This is a genomic window from Methylophilus sp. (assembly GCF_008015755.1).
Taxonomy (GTDB): domain Bacteria; phylum Pseudomonadota; class Gammaproteobacteria; order Burkholderiales; family Methylophilaceae; genus Methylophilus.
Genome location: NZ_SSGF01000006.1, coordinates 41,689 through 55,728, shown reverse-complemented (window position 1 = coordinate 55,728; position 14,040 = coordinate 41,689). Strand labels below are relative to the sequence as shown.

General features: G+C 48.3%; 18 protein-coding genes and 1 pseudogene. 8 read left to right on the top strand and 11 right to left on the bottom strand.

The genetic code is table 11. The annotated features are described in order from the left end of the window. Positions 1 to 46: 46 nt before the first annotated feature. From pqqA (E6Q52_RS02115) to E6Q52_RS02100, 4 genes are all read right to left on the bottom strand, one after another. Complete coding sequence (gene pqqA / locus E6Q52_RS02115; protein WP_081624291.1) at positions 47 to 118, bottom strand: pyrroloquinoline quinone precursor peptide PqqA; 72 nt, start codon at positions 116 to 118, stop codon at positions 47 to 49. Between the two features lie 139 nt (positions 119 to 257). Continuing rightward, entirely contained in the window at positions 258 to 1,487 is a 1,230-nt protein-coding gene (gene zigA / locus E6Q52_RS02110; RefSeq protein WP_292817870.1) for a zinc metallochaperone GTPase ZigA, read from the bottom strand. Positions 1,488 to 1,631: 144 nt separating this feature from the next. After that, the gene (locus E6Q52_RS02105; protein WP_292817869.1) at positions 1,632 to 2,096 is read right to left on the bottom strand and encodes a Fur family transcriptional regulator; all 465 of its coding nucleotides are present in this window, start codon (positions 2,094 to 2,096) and stop codon (positions 1,632 to 1,634) included. Positions 2,097 to 2,104: 8 nt separating this feature from the next. Then, entirely contained in the window at positions 2,105 to 3,694 is a 1,590-nt protein-coding gene (locus tag E6Q52_RS02100) for a YdiU family protein (RefSeq protein ID WP_292817868.1), read from the bottom strand. Between the two features lie 119 nt (positions 3,695 to 3,813). Between E6Q52_RS02100 and E6Q52_RS02095 the strand changes: the two genes are divergently transcribed. The 5 genes from E6Q52_RS02095 (at position 3,814) to E6Q52_RS02075 (ending at position 8,743) form a co-directional block, all read left to right on the top strand. Beyond that, positions 3,814 to 5,754 (top strand): RNB domain-containing ribonuclease, encoded by a 1,941-nt coding sequence (locus E6Q52_RS02095; protein WP_292817867.1) that lies wholly within the window; start codon positions 3,814 to 3,816, stop codon positions 5,752 to 5,754. Then, positions 5,754 to 6,545, top strand: a complete 792-nt coding sequence (locus E6Q52_RS02090) for a polyamine aminopropyltransferase (RefSeq protein ID WP_292817865.1) — start codon at positions 5,754 to 5,756, stop codon at positions 6,543 to 6,545. The genes E6Q52_RS02095 and E6Q52_RS02090 overlap by 1 nt, the downstream gene beginning before the upstream one ends. After that, positions 6,538 to 7,725 (top strand): class I SAM-dependent RNA methyltransferase, encoded by a 1,188-nt coding sequence (locus E6Q52_RS02085; RefSeq protein ID WP_292817863.1) that lies wholly within the window; start codon positions 6,538 to 6,540, stop codon positions 7,723 to 7,725. The genes E6Q52_RS02090 and E6Q52_RS02085 overlap by 8 nt, the downstream gene beginning before the upstream one ends. Positions 7,726 to 7,849: 124 nt before the next feature. Then, positions 7,850 to 8,203, top strand: a complete 354-nt coding sequence (locus E6Q52_RS02080; RefSeq protein ID WP_292817861.1) for a nucleotide pyrophosphohydrolase — start codon at positions 7,850 to 7,852, stop codon at positions 8,201 to 8,203. A gap of 51 nt (positions 8,204 to 8,254) precedes the next feature. Continuing rightward, on the top strand, positions 8,255 to 8,743 hold the full coding sequence (locus tag E6Q52_RS02075; protein ID WP_292818001.1) for an aminoacyl-tRNA deacylase: 489 nt from the start codon (positions 8,255 to 8,257) through the stop codon (positions 8,741 to 8,743). A gap of 26 nt (positions 8,744 to 8,769) precedes the next feature. On the opposite strand, the gene E6Q52_RS02070 is transcribed toward E6Q52_RS02075, so the two are convergent. The 3 genes and pseudogenes from E6Q52_RS02070 to E6Q52_RS02060 all read right to left on the bottom strand — a co-directional run. Next, entirely contained in the window at positions 8,770 to 9,162 is a 393-nt protein-coding gene (locus tag E6Q52_RS02070; protein WP_292817859.1) for a hypothetical protein, read from the bottom strand. Further along, positions 9,137 to 9,265, bottom strand: coding sequence for a TIR domain-containing protein (locus tag E6Q52_RS02065; RefSeq protein WP_292817999.1), 129 nt, complete (start codon positions 9,263 to 9,265; stop codon positions 9,137 to 9,139). Before E6Q52_RS02065 ends, E6Q52_RS02070 begins: the two co-directional genes overlap by 26 nt. A 263-nt stretch (positions 9,266 to 9,528) precedes the next feature. Next, positions 9,529 to 9,705, bottom strand: a pseudogene (locus tag E6Q52_RS02060) (hypothetical protein); the annotation flags it as partial. Positions 9,706 to 9,849: 144 nt separating this feature from the next. Between E6Q52_RS02060 and pqqA (E6Q52_RS02055) the strand changes: the two are divergent. Next, complete coding sequence (gene pqqA, locus E6Q52_RS02055; protein WP_081624291.1) at positions 9,850 to 9,921, top strand: pyrroloquinoline quinone precursor peptide PqqA; 72 nt, start codon at positions 9,850 to 9,852, stop codon at positions 9,919 to 9,921. Between the two features lie 67 nt (positions 9,922 to 9,988). Here the strand turns inward: pqqA (E6Q52_RS02055) and E6Q52_RS02050 are convergent, their stop codons facing one another. Then, complete coding sequence (locus E6Q52_RS02050) at positions 9,989 to 10,627, bottom strand: LexA family transcriptional regulator (RefSeq protein ID WP_292817997.1); 639 nt, start codon at positions 10,625 to 10,627, stop codon at positions 9,989 to 9,991. Between the two features lie 115 nt (positions 10,628 to 10,742). Between E6Q52_RS02050 and E6Q52_RS02045 the strand changes: the two genes are divergently transcribed. Continuing rightward, on the top strand, positions 10,743 to 11,237 hold the full coding sequence (locus E6Q52_RS02045) for a hypothetical protein (protein ID WP_292817857.1): 495 nt from the start codon (positions 10,743 to 10,745) through the stop codon (positions 11,235 to 11,237). Between the two features lie 210 nt (positions 11,238 to 11,447). On the opposite strand, the gene E6Q52_RS02040 is transcribed toward E6Q52_RS02045, so the two are convergent. Then, entirely contained in the window at positions 11,448 to 12,119 is a 672-nt protein-coding gene (locus E6Q52_RS02040) for a PEP-CTERM sorting domain-containing protein (RefSeq protein ID WP_292817855.1), read from the bottom strand. Positions 12,120 to 12,270: 151 nt separating this feature from the next. Between E6Q52_RS02040 and E6Q52_RS02035 the strand changes: the two genes are divergently transcribed. Then, positions 12,271 to 12,567: a helix-turn-helix transcriptional regulator gene (locus tag E6Q52_RS02035; RefSeq protein WP_292817853.1), complete on the top strand. Its 297-nt coding sequence runs from the start codon at positions 12,271 to 12,273 to the stop codon at positions 12,565 to 12,567. A gap of 41 nt (positions 12,568 to 12,608) precedes the next feature. On the opposite strand, the gene E6Q52_RS02030 is transcribed toward E6Q52_RS02035, so the two are convergent. Continuing rightward, positions 12,609 to 13,097, bottom strand: a complete 489-nt coding sequence (locus E6Q52_RS02030) for a hypothetical protein (RefSeq protein WP_292817851.1) — start codon at positions 13,095 to 13,097, stop codon at positions 12,609 to 12,611. Between the two features lie 309 nt (positions 13,098 to 13,406). After that, complete coding sequence (locus tag E6Q52_RS02025; RefSeq protein WP_292817849.1) at positions 13,407 to 13,862, bottom strand: hypothetical protein; 456 nt, start codon at positions 13,860 to 13,862, stop codon at positions 13,407 to 13,409. Positions 13,863 to 14,040 lie beyond the last annotated feature (178 nt).

Here is a 14,040-nt window from a genome sequence, read left to right as displayed (position 1 = left end):
GAATCCGGCGGTTTTTTGTTCAACCTATCTTAGTCGATGAGGCTGATTATTTGTTCATGACGTACATGGTCACTTCAAAGCCAAAACGCATTTCAGTCGCAGCTGGTTTAGTCCACATAATGATCTCCTTAAGTTGTTTGTTAAGTACATCGTGCTTGATGTGCTTGTATGACTCACAATATACGCCGATGTTGCAAAACCACCCTGAAGCGAATCCGTAAAAGCGGCTCATGATTTTACGTAGTTTGCTTATCAGCTTAGGCTTCTACGAAGGTGTCCTCCGATTGGTTTTGCGTATGGATAGACCATTGCGGAAACGGGTCGCTGAGCGTGCGCCAGGCATCCATGCCAGCTGCGACCTCAGCTTCTGTCATGAGGCAGGCATCAAACGCAGCGGTGAGCGCGGTTTTATCCATCGCTATGCCTATGAGGACCAGCTCTTGCTGGCGGTCACCATACGGCCCTTGCATGCGCGAGTGTATATGCTGCAGGGTCTCAGCATCCTCAGGCCAATATTCCTTGGGCGTAGCCGCCCACCACATGCCCGCCAGCTCGGTGCGGGTGACGGCGCCCGCTTGCGACCAGGTGGCGCAGAACTCAGGCCGCGAGGCAATCCAGTAACGGCCTTTAGAACGGACGACGCCCGGCCATGCCTGGTTAAACCATTGCCATAAGCGTTGCGGGTGAAATGGTGTGCGAGCGCGGTACACAAAGCTGGAGATGCCGTATTCTTCACTTTCTGGTACATGCTCGCCACGTAACTCCTGCAGCCAGCCCGGCGCTTCGGCGGCCTGGTCAAAGTCGAACAGGCCTGTATTCATCATGCGGTGCAAAGGTACTTTGCCAAAACTGCTATGAATGATCTGCGCACGTGGGTTCAGCGTTCTGAGAATCCCCTCCAGCCGGGCAATTTCATCCAGCGTCATCAGGTCAGTTTTATTCAACACTAATACATCGCAAAACTCGATCTGGTCGACCAGCAAATCCACCACAGTACGTTCATCTTCTTCGCCTAGCGATTCGCCGCGGTCTTGCAGCATGTCTTGCGAGCTATAGTCTTTTAGAAAGTTGTAGCCATCTACCACCGTCACCATAGTGTCCAATTGGGCGACATCGCCAAGTGAGACGCCTTCTTCATCGGCAAAGGTAAAGGTTTCGGCAATGGGCAATGGCTCTGAGATGCCGGTCGTTTCTATCAGCAGGTAATCAAAACGCCCCTCTTTGGCCAGGCGCGTGATTTCCACCAACAAGTCTTCACGCAAGGTGCAGCAGATGCAACCATTGCTCATCTCCACCAGTTTTTCTTCCTGGCGCGAGAGCTCGGCACCGCCGTCACGCACCAACTGGGCGTCAATATTGACCTCAGACATATCATTCACAATCACGGCGACACGTTTGCCTTCGCGGTTATTGAGAATATGGTTGAGCAGGGTGGTTTTGCCGGCGCCTAAAAAGCCGGAAAGTACGGTGACTGGCAGCTTGTTCATTTCGCATCCTTTCATTAAATGCAATTTTGTTGCATTTTAGGCTGGGATGGTTTTTATTGCAACTTAGTTGCATTTTTTGATGTGCACGGCTGTGCCAGTGCGTGCTAAGTGAAACAGACTGTATTGGCGATGTGGCTTACTCGATCAGGCCACAGCTTGCTGGCATTGCAAGCAAAGGCCTTTCAGGTTGATTTCAATGTGCGATATCTGATAGGTGGCGAAAATGGCTGGCGGAATATGCGCCGCTAACTCATGGATACACAGCACGGTACCACAGCGCTGGCATTGCAAATGGGCATGTCCGTGACTGTTTAATAAGCCTGTGTTGCTGGTTTCTGCGGCTTTATAGCTGCGACTAGGCGGCATATTGAGCTGAAACTTCCAGGCGCGGTCATCGGTGGATATTTTATGAATTAAGGTGTTTTCTTGTAGCCAGTCCAGTACGCGGTAAACCGTCACCCGGTCAATTTCCTTGATACCTTGCAACGCAGCTAGGATTTCAGTGTGACTAAGCGCCGTTGGGGAGTTGAGCAAAGTGTTTAACACAGCTAAGCGTGCTTTCGTCGGGCGCAGGCCAGCATCGGTGATCAGTTGTTCGGCGGTTTGCATGGCCAAAATTATGAACTACACGATAGCATCGAGCAACCGGCCTTTTGCCGCGCCCAGTCCGGGCGCTTTTGCGCAAAGGCTGCTTTGCCTGGTTGTAAGGTGTAGGGGTGGCGTAATACGTCTAATAGCTCCAGCAAACGGCTGTTGTCGCCCTGAGTTGCCAAGTCAATCGCCTCTTGCGCCAGGTAGTTACGCAGCACGTAAATCGGGTTGGCTGCCGCCATTTTTTGCAAGCGCTGCTCCGGCGCTAATGCCGATTGTTGTAAACGCAGACTATATTGTTGCAACCAGGCTTGAATATCAGTGCCAAACTGTTGCTGACCTTGCTCGGTATAAAACGCTTCTGCCAGCGTTGCCAGTTGAGGCTGTGCGATGTCCAGTTTCGCCAACAGGGTAAAGAACAGGGTCTGATCGACTTCAGCGCGTTGCATCAGCTCAAAAATATGGTTAATCAGCTCGCCATCGCCGTCTTGCCAGCGATCAAAGCCAAACTTGGCTGCCAGGCTAGTGGTCAAGGCGCGGATGTAGGTCTGGTCATAAGTCGCTAAGCCATCCGCCAGGCCTTGCGTGTCTGGCAGTAAGGTGCCGAGTGCTTCTGCCAGCCGCTCCAGGTTCCAGCGTGCGATATCTGGCTGACGGCCAAAACAGTAGCGGCGACCTTGTGCGTCGGTGGTGTTTGGTGTCCAGCCCGGGTCAAAGTTATCCACCCAGCCATACGGGCCATAGTCGATGGTCAGGCCTAATATCGACATATTGTCGGTGTTCATCACGCCATGCACAAAACCAACACGCATCCAGTGCGCGACCATGCTGGCTGTGCGCGAACACACTTCTTCAAACCATGTTTCAATCAGTTCGGCAGATGGGTCGTTCATGTCTAACGCCAAGCCGGTCGTTGGCCACCAGTCAGCAAAGTCGCGGTCGATGGTAAAGCCGACCAGGCGTTTTAATAACGTTAATTCGTTGCGGCTGGCCAGTATTTCAAAATGGCCAAAACGGGTAAATGAAGGTGCGACACGGCAGACAATCGCGCCGGGCTCTAGCTGCGGATTGCCGTTATAAAACATATCGCGTACCACCTGGTTGCCGGTGGTCACTAGGCTTAAGGCACGCGTGGTCGGCACGCCGAGGTGATGCATGGCTTCTGAGCACAAGAATTCACGCAGGCTGGAGCGCAGCACCGCACGGCCATCTGCCGAACGGGAGTAAGGGGTTTCGCCAGCGCCTTTCAGTTGCAGCTCAAAGCGTTGGCCCGCGTGGATGAGTTCACCCAGGTAAATGGCACGGCCATCGCCGAGTTGCCCGGCCCAGTGCCCAAACTGGTGACCGCCGTAACGGGTGGCATAACTGAACATGCCATCCAAGATGCCATTGCCGCCCAACGTCTGTATCAGGTCACGGTCCTGCATGTCCGCGGCGCAAAAACCCAGGAGTTCAGCAACTTCAGGGCTATAAGCCAGTAATTGCGGGTTTTTGACTGGGGTCGGTTGTACTGGCGACCACAAACAGTCACTGACTTGCCTGGTGTAATTTTCTGAGATCGGGTCCCCGGGAAGTTCGCGGGTAAAACGGTTGTCAAATGTCAGGGGCTTCATCATGCTATTTTAGTCATTATCCTTGGCTAAAGTTCATTGCTTGCCAAAAAACTGCGGTCTTCTCGGGTAAAATAGCGTTTTAATACACTCAAGTGTGATTTCCACACGTTTAATTTCCCTACATGAATGTTTTTTACGAAGAAGACGGTGGCTTTAAAGTCGCTTCCCTCATGTCTGAGGCTGACAGCAGCATGCAAGTTGAAGCCAGCACTGGTAAACGCAGCAAGATCAAAACCGCTAATGTATTGATGCGCTTTGAAGGCAGCTTGTCTGGCTTTCTTGAGGCCGCTCAGGCTGAGTCCGATACACTGGATACGGACTTTTTGTGGGAATGCTGTGGTGAGCCGGAGTTTGCTTTTGAGGATTTGGCGCAAGAGTATTACGGTGGCAAGCCGAGTCGCCAGCAAGCAGCCGCCATTGCGCTCAAGCTGCACGCGGCGCCCATGTATTTTTACCGCAAAGGCAAAGGTCGTTATAAAGCTGCGCCTGAAGAGACCCTGAAAGCCGCCATGGCCGGGCTGGAAAAAAAACGCCAGCAAGCTGAACTCATGGCGCAAATGGTGGCACAACTCAAGGCGCAGGCCTTGCCAGAGAGTTTTGCTGCCAAACTCGATGCCTTGTTATATGCACCTGATAAAAACAGCATGGAGTGGAAGGCGCTGGAGCAAGCGGCGGCTGAGCTCAAGCAGTTGCCCGTGCAAGTGTTGCATGCGGCCGGGGCGATCCCTTCTGTGCATAATTACCACTTGGGGGCATTTTTACGCGAGTATTTTGCCTCAGGCACGGCGTTCCCTGATTTTTCACTGGCAGATTTGCCTTCTGATCTACCGTTGTCTACGGTGCAGGCATTTAGTATTGATGACAGCACCACCACGGAGATTGATGATGCCTTGTCGGTGACGGCCCTGCCCAATGGTAATACGCAGGTCGGTATTCATATCGCCGCGCCGGCCTTGGGTGTGGCGCCACACCAAGCGCTGGATCACGAGGTGATGAAGCGTTTGTCTACAGTGTATATGCCTGGGCACAAAATCACTATGTTGCCAGAAGCGGCGATCCGACCCTTTAGCTTGGATGCGGGTGAAACCAAACCTGCGTTGTCATTGTATTTGGAGGTGGCGCTTGACTTCAGCATTGTCCACCAGCATAGTTGCTTAGAGCGCGTGCAGATTGCGGAAAACTTGCGTCACGACACGCTGGAGCCTTATTTCAATGAAACCACCTTGGCGCAAGATAGCGGCCATCCGCTGTGGTCGTCGCTGGTGTTTTTGTTTCACTTTGCCGAAAGCCTGGAAAAAGCCCGCGGCAAATATGACCCGACCAGACCGCAGCCAGTGGATTACAACTTTTATGTCAGCGATGGCATCGTCAATATTGTCAATCGCCAGCGCGGGTCGCCGATGGATAAACTGGTGGCCGAGCTGATGATTGCAGCGAATAGCCAATGGGGATTGTTGTTGGCCGAAAATGATGTGCCAGGGATTTACCGGGCGCAAAATGGCGGTAAAGTGTATATGACGACCAAAGCCGAAGGTCATCAGGGCCTGGGCGTGGCGCAATATGCCTGGTGTACCTCGCCTTTGCGCCGTGCGGTGGATTTAATCAACCAGCGACAATTGATCAGCGTGTTGACCTTGCAGCCGCCGGTGTATGCCTCAAATGGCGATGAAATTGTCGGCCATATGCGCAATTTTGACCAAACCTACAATGCTTACAATGAGTTCCAGACGCGCATGGAACGCTATTGGTGTTTGCAATACCTGATCCAGGAAAGTATCACTGAAATCGACGCCACCGTGTGGCGCGAAAATCTGGTGCGCCTGGAGCGATTGCCTTATATGACCAAGGTGCATAGCTTGCCGGCCACCAAACCTGGCAGCAAGGTACGCCTGACTATCCAAAAAATAGATACTTTACTCATGGAGCTCGAGTGCAAGTTTGTGAGCGTGATTGAAGAGGTGAGTACGACTGGTGTTGACGAGGCTATTGGTGCTGAAGAGCCCATGGCGCTTGCAGAAACTTCGACAGCCGACAGTCAGCCTGATGTGGCAGAGAACGCATAATGTTTAAATTTAACCGAAAAATTCACAAAGCGGTGTCAGACTTCGAGATGGTCGAAGTCACTGAAACCGATGGCGTACGCTCTATGCACCTGGGCTCGCCGACGATTCAAAGCAGCATGAAAGTCAAAGATCCTTATGCACTGGTGCTGGCCTATTCATGGGGCGTGCTGAGCAGCCTATTATTCAAACCTGATAGCCGACAATTAACGCTTGTCGGCTTAGGCGGCGGCTCAATTGCCAAATACGTATGGAAATATTGCCCGCAGATTCAGCAAACCGTGATTGAGCTTAACCCGCAGGTGATCCAGGTCGCCCGCAGTCATTTTTTTGTGCCTGATGATGATGAGCGTTTGCAGATTATTGAGGGCGATGGCATTGCTCATATCCAGCAACACCCGGGTGGCTCAGACTGGTTAATGATGGATGCGTTTGGCAGTAATGGCTTGCCACCAGACTTCTGTACACAGTCATTTTTTGATGATTGTGCTGAGGCGTTGACGCCTGATGGTCTGTTTACCATTAACCTCTGGGGGTCAGACAAAAAGTTTGATATTTACATGCAGCGGATGGAGCAAACCTTTGAGCAGCGCGTGTTAATGATGCCTACCGGTAAGCCCGGTAACATCATTGTGTTTGGCTTTAAACCAGAGCTGGCCATGCCAGATTTGGCTGCGTTGCGTAAGCGCGCACAAGATGCCATGCAGTCGCATGACATTAACTTTATAGATTTAATAGACCGTTTACAGGGCGCAAATCCTAATAACGGTAAGGAGTTCACACTCGGTGGCTAATTTTCAGAACCAATATTTTGCAACCTGCCCACGTGGGCTCGAATCCATCCTCGTCGAAGAGCTTAAGCAGGGCGGGGCACGAGACATCAAGGCAACTGAAGGCGGTGCCAGTTTTAGTGGCGAGCTCTCGGTGTGCTATTACGCCAATTTACACTCACGGGTGGCGACACGGATTTTGATGCAGGTTGGTCGTGGTAAATATCTCACAGAAGAAGATATTTACCAGGGTGCGTTAAAAATAAACTGGCCAAACTGGTTTGACGTTAAACACAGCATGATGGTTAAGGTCACTGCAGTGCGCAGCCCCTTAAAAAGTCTGGAGTTTATTACCTTGCGGGTTAAAGACGCCATTTGTGATAGATTCCGCCAAAGTGTGGGTAGCCGTCCGAATATTGATACACGGGAGCCCGGCGTTAGGGTACACGTCTACCTGACCGCTGACAGTTACCAGCTTTACGTAGATACCTCTGGTAATCCCTTATATCAGCGCGGTAATCGTAAAAACAGCATTGAGGCGCCATTGCGTGAAAACCTGGCCGCGGGCATTTTAAAACTCACCGGCTGGCAGCCAGGTCAGGCCTTGCTCGACCCTATGTGCGGTAGCGGAACCTTTTTACTTGAAGCGGTGATGATCGCGCTGAATATTGCGCCAGGCCTCAACCGCAATTTTGGCTTTGAAAAGCTCAAAAACTTTGAATCAGATACCTTCAAAAAAGTGCGAAATACCGCAGCCAAGGCGGTGAAACCCGTAAGCTTTCAGGGCATTTATGGTTCAGACATGGATTTACGTGCTGTACGCGTTACCAAGCAGAATTTAGAAATGGCTGGCTGGTTGGACGCCGTGCAACTCAGTCACTGGGAGTTTACCAAAGTTGTACCGCCCGCTGAGAGTGGCGTGCTGGTAGCCAACCCGCCATATGGCGTGCGTATCGGCGAGGATGACACTTTGGCCGAGCTGTATCCCCTAATGGCAGCAGCACTGAAACAACGTTTTTCAGGCTGGAATGCCTATTTTCTGACCAACGATCTGCGCATGCCTAAACTCATGCGCTTAAGCCCAAGCAAAAAAACATTGTTGTATAACGGACCCTTAGAGTGCCGTTTGTTTGAAATTAAAATGGTGGCAGGCAGTAACCGTAAAGACAAGCCAGAACAACCTGCCGCAGACAAACAAGAATAAACCGCGGATACAATATTTTTGATCAGCTGATTATTTGTGTTGAGTTTATGTGCGTGCATCCGCGTTTATCTTCGGCAAGAATGTTTTATTCACTTTGTGTTAACTAATAACAGGCGTAATACAGATGACTGATAGTATTGATGAGTTGCGGGCGCGGGTGAATGCTTTTGTTGAAGAGCGCGACTGGGCACAGTTTCATTCGCCTAAAAACCTGGCGATGGCGATGATTGTAGAAGCTGCCGAGGTGGTTGAGCATTTTCAGTGGATGACAGAGTCCGACAGCCGACAACTGGATGCTGAGACCAAAGTGCAGGTTGGCCAGGAGTTGGCAGATACCTTTGTCTATCTGATGCGGATTGCGGAGGTCTGTGGCATCGATTTAATTGCGGCCGCCAATGCCAAAATTGACCTAAATGCGCAAAAATATCCGGTTGAAAAATGCAAGGGTAGTAACGATAAATATACGAAATATCAATAGATTATATTAATCATTTAAAGTTTTTTATTGATGAAGGAGGGTGTCGTGAATATGCATTTAAACTCGCCGGTGACTGAGTCGCTTGCGCAGCAACAGATTCTATTTCAAGTGATTGAAATCCCCCTTAGTGAAGATAAGAAGCCTATTCGCCAGCTTGAAGAGTTACTAAATGCGCAAGGATTAGACCCGCAATCGGTGGTGCGCAGTGTGGTGTTTAAAGGTGAAAACACAGGGTTTTGCCTGTTGGCCGTTGCTGGTGGCGGTCGCGCCGATTGGGCACTGTTGCGCGCCCATTTGGGGGAGCGCAAATGCCGCATGGCGGAATATGACGAAGTGCCGGAAGCGACCGGCTATGTGGTCGGTGCGGTGCCGCCAATTGCCTTGCCTGCAGGCCTCACGGTATTGGTGGATGACAGCGTTGCCAGCTATGAAACCGTGGTGATAGGCAGCGGTGTATTAGGCTATGCCCTGGCAGTACATTCTGCAGATTTGCTGCAATTCCTCAGTGGCAAAGCACGCGGTCAGTTTGTCAAAGCGTAACAGCCTCTTAACATAAGCATAGGCACTTACGATGCGCTGCTGTTCACGCTAGGAATCAGGCGTTCAAATTTGGCTTTGTCACTGCCGCGAATAATCCACTTCTTCATGCCCTTGTCCCAACTAGCACCGGCTTGTTTAATCGCCTCTTTATGTCTGTACGTATTACCGGTTAGCGCATAAGCTATGCCTTGTGGCTCTAGCCCGAAATGGTCATCTGTTGTCGTGTGATTCTGAGTTGGTTCCTGTGGTATCTCGTGATGGATTGTTAAGGCCACCGCCTTGAGTACGCTGATGCTAGTATCCTGAAACGACTTCAGTTCCATCAGCTTGTCGTGGATTTGCATGCAGACCGTTTTGGTTGCTGCCAGCCAGTTTTTATCCTGGCGGTTTGCTTCATATTGACCAGATATTATCCCCATTAAGATCAGTCTTTAGCCGTAAATCAGCCACATGGTCTGGCGTGATGAAAAGGCATCGCCCAACGCCGAGGCGGCCGATAAACAGGCCAAGTTCAAAAATCACATTATTGCGCACCCCCCCTTGTGTGGAATAGGTAAGTTATAGAGAGATAGAATTTAATAGCCTTCCATAAGCTGATTGTTCAAATGGAAATTCTTATCGGACCATTTAGGCGTCTTTTTTCTTTCCAGAATCGATAAATCTGCAACTCAGAGATTTAAGTATCAAGCACACAATACCCTGCATATCCACCATCACATAAGGCTCCAGGATTAAAAAATGCTATGTCTTCAGCTCTACGAGCAAGAACAGTATGTGTGTGTGCCTCCGAGCGCTTTAACTTCATTGCTTCTGGCCACGGCACAGCCATCGTTGTTGCTGAGCACGACTACCGGCTTATTACATAGCTTTGGGTTGAATACCCGCTCACAGCTCACATAGAAGTTCTTCACATCCACCAGCGCGATTGCACGATATGCAGTATTACCTTTGCTTGGCTGCATGAAATTTCCTTGGTCTGATTTACGTAAAATACTTAGGGTGTCTTACACGCTTTGCGCATGCAAATGAATATGAAGTCGGGCAACATAGATACATAGAAACACGACACGTTGTCGGTTTTAAATCGAAAACCCAAGGAGACGATTATGTGGACTAAACCAGCTGCTACCGAAATGCGTTTTGGCTTTGAAGTAACCATGTACGTGATGAACAAGTAATCGACTCGATTGACTTGTCGTTAATAAAACCCGGTTAGAACACCGGGTTTTTTGTTAACTGTACGAGCTATTTAAACCGTCTGAATGATCCAATCACCACACCAAAGATTTCAAACTGCATTTCCCCGGTAATAATGATGGGCGTGTATTTCCCGCTCGAATTCGCAGGCAGCAATTTAGGATTTCCATCTTTCTGCTTGGCCAAAGTCTTAATGGTGAATTCACCATCCACCATGGCCAGCACGATGTCGCCTACCTCAGCCGTCTTAGATTTATCAACCACCGCCTTATCACCAGGTAGTAGCCCAGCCTCAAGCATGGACTCACCTTGAATCGTGATAAAAAAAGTACTTTCTTCCTGATCAATCAAATATTCGTTTGGGTCCAGCCGCTTTTCGACATGGTCGTCAGCAGGAGAAGGAAAGCCAGCTGCTACTTTAGACTGATACAGTGAAATATCTAACTTGGATAACGCTTCAGGCAATTGCTCAAACTCACCGATGCCATCCAGATTGGCCCGGCTTGATTGAGCCCGCTGTTTTTTAGCATAAGCTTCTAAAAAGTCGATTAATACAAGTTTCTGACTCACCGGTACACGTAATACGGTGGTTGGCTCAAGGTAGTTACCCGTTCCCAATTTGCGGCCTGAACCAGGCCGACGTCCACCGGCTTTTTTAGGGGCTTGATTGTCTCTTTCATTTTCCATTTGATTATTGTAACAATAAAAAATGTTGATTGAAGAGATATAATTCTTCAATAACAAACTTTTTCGAAGACGAATTGTGCTGACATTCAAATGTACCCAGAAGGTACGAGACTATTTGTCATTAGCGCCTGATGAGCTAACTGATTATGAGGTAAACAGTGACAGCGTATTGGGTGACTGGTATGTCAATCTGATTGTGATTGATAGACGTAAATGTCTACTGTTCATGAATGATCGGACCTTGCTGTCCTTTCTTGCAACTGGCTTTAAAAAGTCAGAAGGACTTAAGCATGATGTGTACGAGGTATTTATTCATCACCTATTTAATCTATATAAATTGCTAGAGTTGCCGCTAGACGGGCTTAATCAGGTCATGGATGACTACTTGGAATATGGCTACAGCAAGACTGCCAGTAAAAAGCTGCTAGGAAACATGAACGATCTTGCACACCTCTACCAGGTAAACATTGCATACAACGGTGGTATTGCTAAGTGTGATCTCACTAAGATTATCTGGCTTATGAATCACACGCCACAGGCAAACTTGAATCATCAATACTCTGTCGATCTTGCAAAGGCGTTATTGTTGAGCAAGTCAGACATGAAGTAAGCTAATTAAAGTTTTTTGATTCAAAAAAAAATCTAGTAACTTCTGAATACCTAGCTACACAAAACTCAGGATACCCCAAACTGTTTTTTGCATTCGTATACTCAATGAATAGCTGCATCTCATGCATGTGATGTTAAGCGTGATACTTTGATTATGGGAATTAATAAGCAATAAGCCAGCGCTGAGCTGGCTTTGCAAGTGTTTAAGGATTTATCTATAACGACGACGTGAGATAAAACCCATCAGGCCCAAACCAGCCAGAATCATTGCTGAGCTATCAGCTTCTGGTACAGGCGTAGTAACTGTTGAGTAGTTCAGCACCAATTTTGCAGTGTACACGTCACCGAACATCATGGCTTGGTTGCTTGGGTCGTTTGTTACCAAAGCGCCGCCGAATGCCCACAAGCCATTTGCATTTGAGATTGCAGCGATACCAGTTGCGTCGAAATCCACAGTGAAATCTGTATCAAAGCCATCCAGGTTGTTCAATGTACGTGAACCGTATTTAACGCCTTGTTGCAAGTCTTTGAACACTGAGAACTTAGATGTACCGCTTTCCATCAACACGTTCAGTGGAGTTACAACGTCATACATAGTGTATGTCATTGAGTATCCTGGACGCAGTTCAGCGTAATTGTTGTCAACCCACAGGTGTGCAGATTCGATGTTTTGAAGATTCACACCAGTCAAGTCAAATACGAAGAAGTTGTTAACCAAGCGTGAAGCAACATTGGCAGTATAAGCATCTGAATTGAACTCACCGAAGAATGTGTAGTTGCCATAGTTGTATGACAGCACTTCAGTAGTTGTAGTCGCAGCATGTGCGCCAAAAGAAGTTGCCATAGCCAGTGTGATTGCCAATTTATTAAAAATACCTCTCATTAGTACCTCTCTATTTTTCTTAGTTAGTAAAACGCACTTAAATGTACCCTTACGAGTACATCTGAGCATTCTACCTCCAAATGTACTCTATAGAGCATAGTCATTATGGGTACATGCAGGCTTTATTTAGTCCTCGATAGAGGAATAAAAAATGGAATTCAAAAAAGCACTTGGCATGGCCATCAGAGAGGCAAGAGAGTCTAAAAATATAACTCAAGAATCAATCAGCGCTTTTTCGAGTAGGACATACTTGTCTGATCTTGAGAATGGAAAAAAAGAGGCATCGGTTTCCAAAATTAATGCCTTAGCAACCTCAATCGGAGTCCACCCGCTGACGATATTTGCGCTTGCCTATTTGCAAATGGATGGAACGTCTAATATGGATGATCTTCAGCACAAAGTTGCCAATGAGTTAAGCCATATTAAGAAAGCTTCACCAGGGAGTTAATCTTGTGCATTAGGGTGATATGCCAAGATTAGGCTTACTGATTACTCAAAGAATGCTTTGGGAGGCTGCCAGCCCAAGACCGGGCCTACATGCACCATGAGTCCATGAGTATACGAACTCTGTTTATATGGAGCTCCCCGATATAGAACGGCCGCGCAATTCTTTTCAAGCATTTTATAGGTTTGATTATCAGTAGCGCAGCTATACAGCAAGGCAACACTGAAAGTCTTGTCACCATGTGAGGCACTGACGGTCATGTATAGCGCTTTATCGTCAGGCTCATGAACTTCCACACTCCAACCGGCATCTCGCAAAGGTTTAACCAACTCATTCATACAGTCCTCAGATAGCAGGGCTTTGCGAAGCAAGACGCCGTCGTCTGTTGGCAGTGGCGGAACTAAGTGCCCATGTTTGTTAAAAAACTCCTGTTCGGTAAGCCCTTCTAGACTCCCATAGACCTTTGAGAACAGGTGCAAGCCTGCTCTTGATATCACTTGCTCTTCTGTCGTGTGATTTAATGAGTTCAACAAGCTTATCGTGGTTAACGATTGGTACGGTTTTCTTTGACATGACAACTCCATTAGATTGCATGAAGCAATCTATTAATTGATTTAAAGGATTGGAGTTGAGATACGCATTCGGCCTGTGGAGCCGATGCGTTTGAGATATTGAGAGGGGTGTTTCAGCACGAATTTAATCATGCCGAAACTTTAGAGATTTACTGGATTATTTTCTTGTGCATTTGGTGAAACTTCACGCGCCACAAAAATAAAAACCCCCGACAGCCCGGGCTTTTTATCTAAGGTGTTTAGGGCATTGCTGAACAGATGTTGAGCCGCTTAATTACCCAAAATAGTATTGAGGGTATTGTTTTTACTGCTCGCGACCATCACAGAGGCTTTGCCTGGGTTTTCGCTGATGGTGCTCACCCAGTCCTGGCTAATACTTTCCAGATCGCTGTTGGATGACGTGCCCATCATGCCGGTGAAGCCCGTGCTGTCCTCATTGCTATCCTCGCCATTGCCAAAGATGAGTGAGGCATTGCTCAACTGGTATTGGCGCAGTTGTTGCATCAAGCCTTTGGCGGTATAAGTTTCAGGAGTGGTGCCTGTCTGGCCCAATGTCACCTGTGCACTGGCTGAGGCATTGCTATTAGTCTCGCTGCCTGTTGTTTCTAGCGTGCTCTGCTCGGTGGCATCAGTCGTGTTCGTGGTCGAGGACGTCGCGCTGGCGTCGGTGTTATAAGCTTTATTCAACAGTGCCGAGACATTGCTTGGAATATTGGAAATCGACATGGATATCCCTTATTAAAAAATGATACAAATACATTACTCCGTATCATGTTAACGGCATCGTTATAACAAACTTTAATAAATGCTTTATTTCAGTGTTTAAGCCGCTGTGATTGGTTGGTTTTTGTCACTTAGCGCGTCGGTTTGCCTCGATTTATGGTATGGTTTCAGCCTTGTTAGA

Coding starts and splice junctions, on each gene's coding strand:
- E6Q52_RS02040 (WP_292817855.1), bottom strand. CDS start 12,119: ATGAGAGGTATTTTTAATAAATTGGCAATCACACTGGCTATGGCAACT.
- E6Q52_RS02070 (WP_292817859.1), bottom strand. CDS start 9,162: ATGGGGATAATATCTGGTCAATATGAAGCAAACCGCCAGGATAAAAAC.
- E6Q52_RS02025 (WP_292817849.1), bottom strand. CDS start 13,862: ATGTCGATTTCCAATATTCCAAGCAATGTCTCGGCACTGTTGAATAAA.
- E6Q52_RS02035 (WP_292817853.1), top strand. CDS start 12,271: ATGGAATTCAAAAAAGCACTTGGCATGGCCATCAGAGAGGCAAGAGAG.
- E6Q52_RS02075 (WP_292818001.1), top strand. CDS start 8,255: ATGCATTTAAACTCGCCGGTGACTGAGTCGCTTGCGCAGCAACAGATT.
- E6Q52_RS02095 (WP_292817867.1), top strand. CDS start 3,814: ATGAATGTTTTTTACGAAGAAGACGGTGGCTTTAAAGTCGCTTCCCTC.
- E6Q52_RS02105 (WP_292817869.1), bottom strand. CDS start 2,096: ATGCAAACCGCCGAACAACTGATCACCGATGCTGGCCTGCGCCCGACG.
- E6Q52_RS02100 (WP_292817868.1), bottom strand. CDS start 3,694: ATGATGAAGCCCCTGACATTTGACAACCGTTTTACCCGCGAACTTCCC.
- zigA (WP_292817870.1), bottom strand. CDS start 1,487: ATGAACAAGCTGCCAGTCACCGTACTTTCCGGCTTTTTAGGCGCCGGC.
- E6Q52_RS02080 (WP_292817861.1), top strand. CDS start 7,850: ATGACTGATAGTATTGATGAGTTGCGGGCGCGGGTGAATGCTTTTGTT.
- E6Q52_RS02090 (WP_292817865.1), top strand. CDS start 5,754: ATGTTTAAATTTAACCGAAAAATTCACAAAGCGGTGTCAGACTTCGAG.
- E6Q52_RS02050 (WP_292817997.1), bottom strand. CDS start 10,627: ATGGAAAATGAAAGAGACAATCAAGCCCCTAAAAAAGCCGGTGGACGT.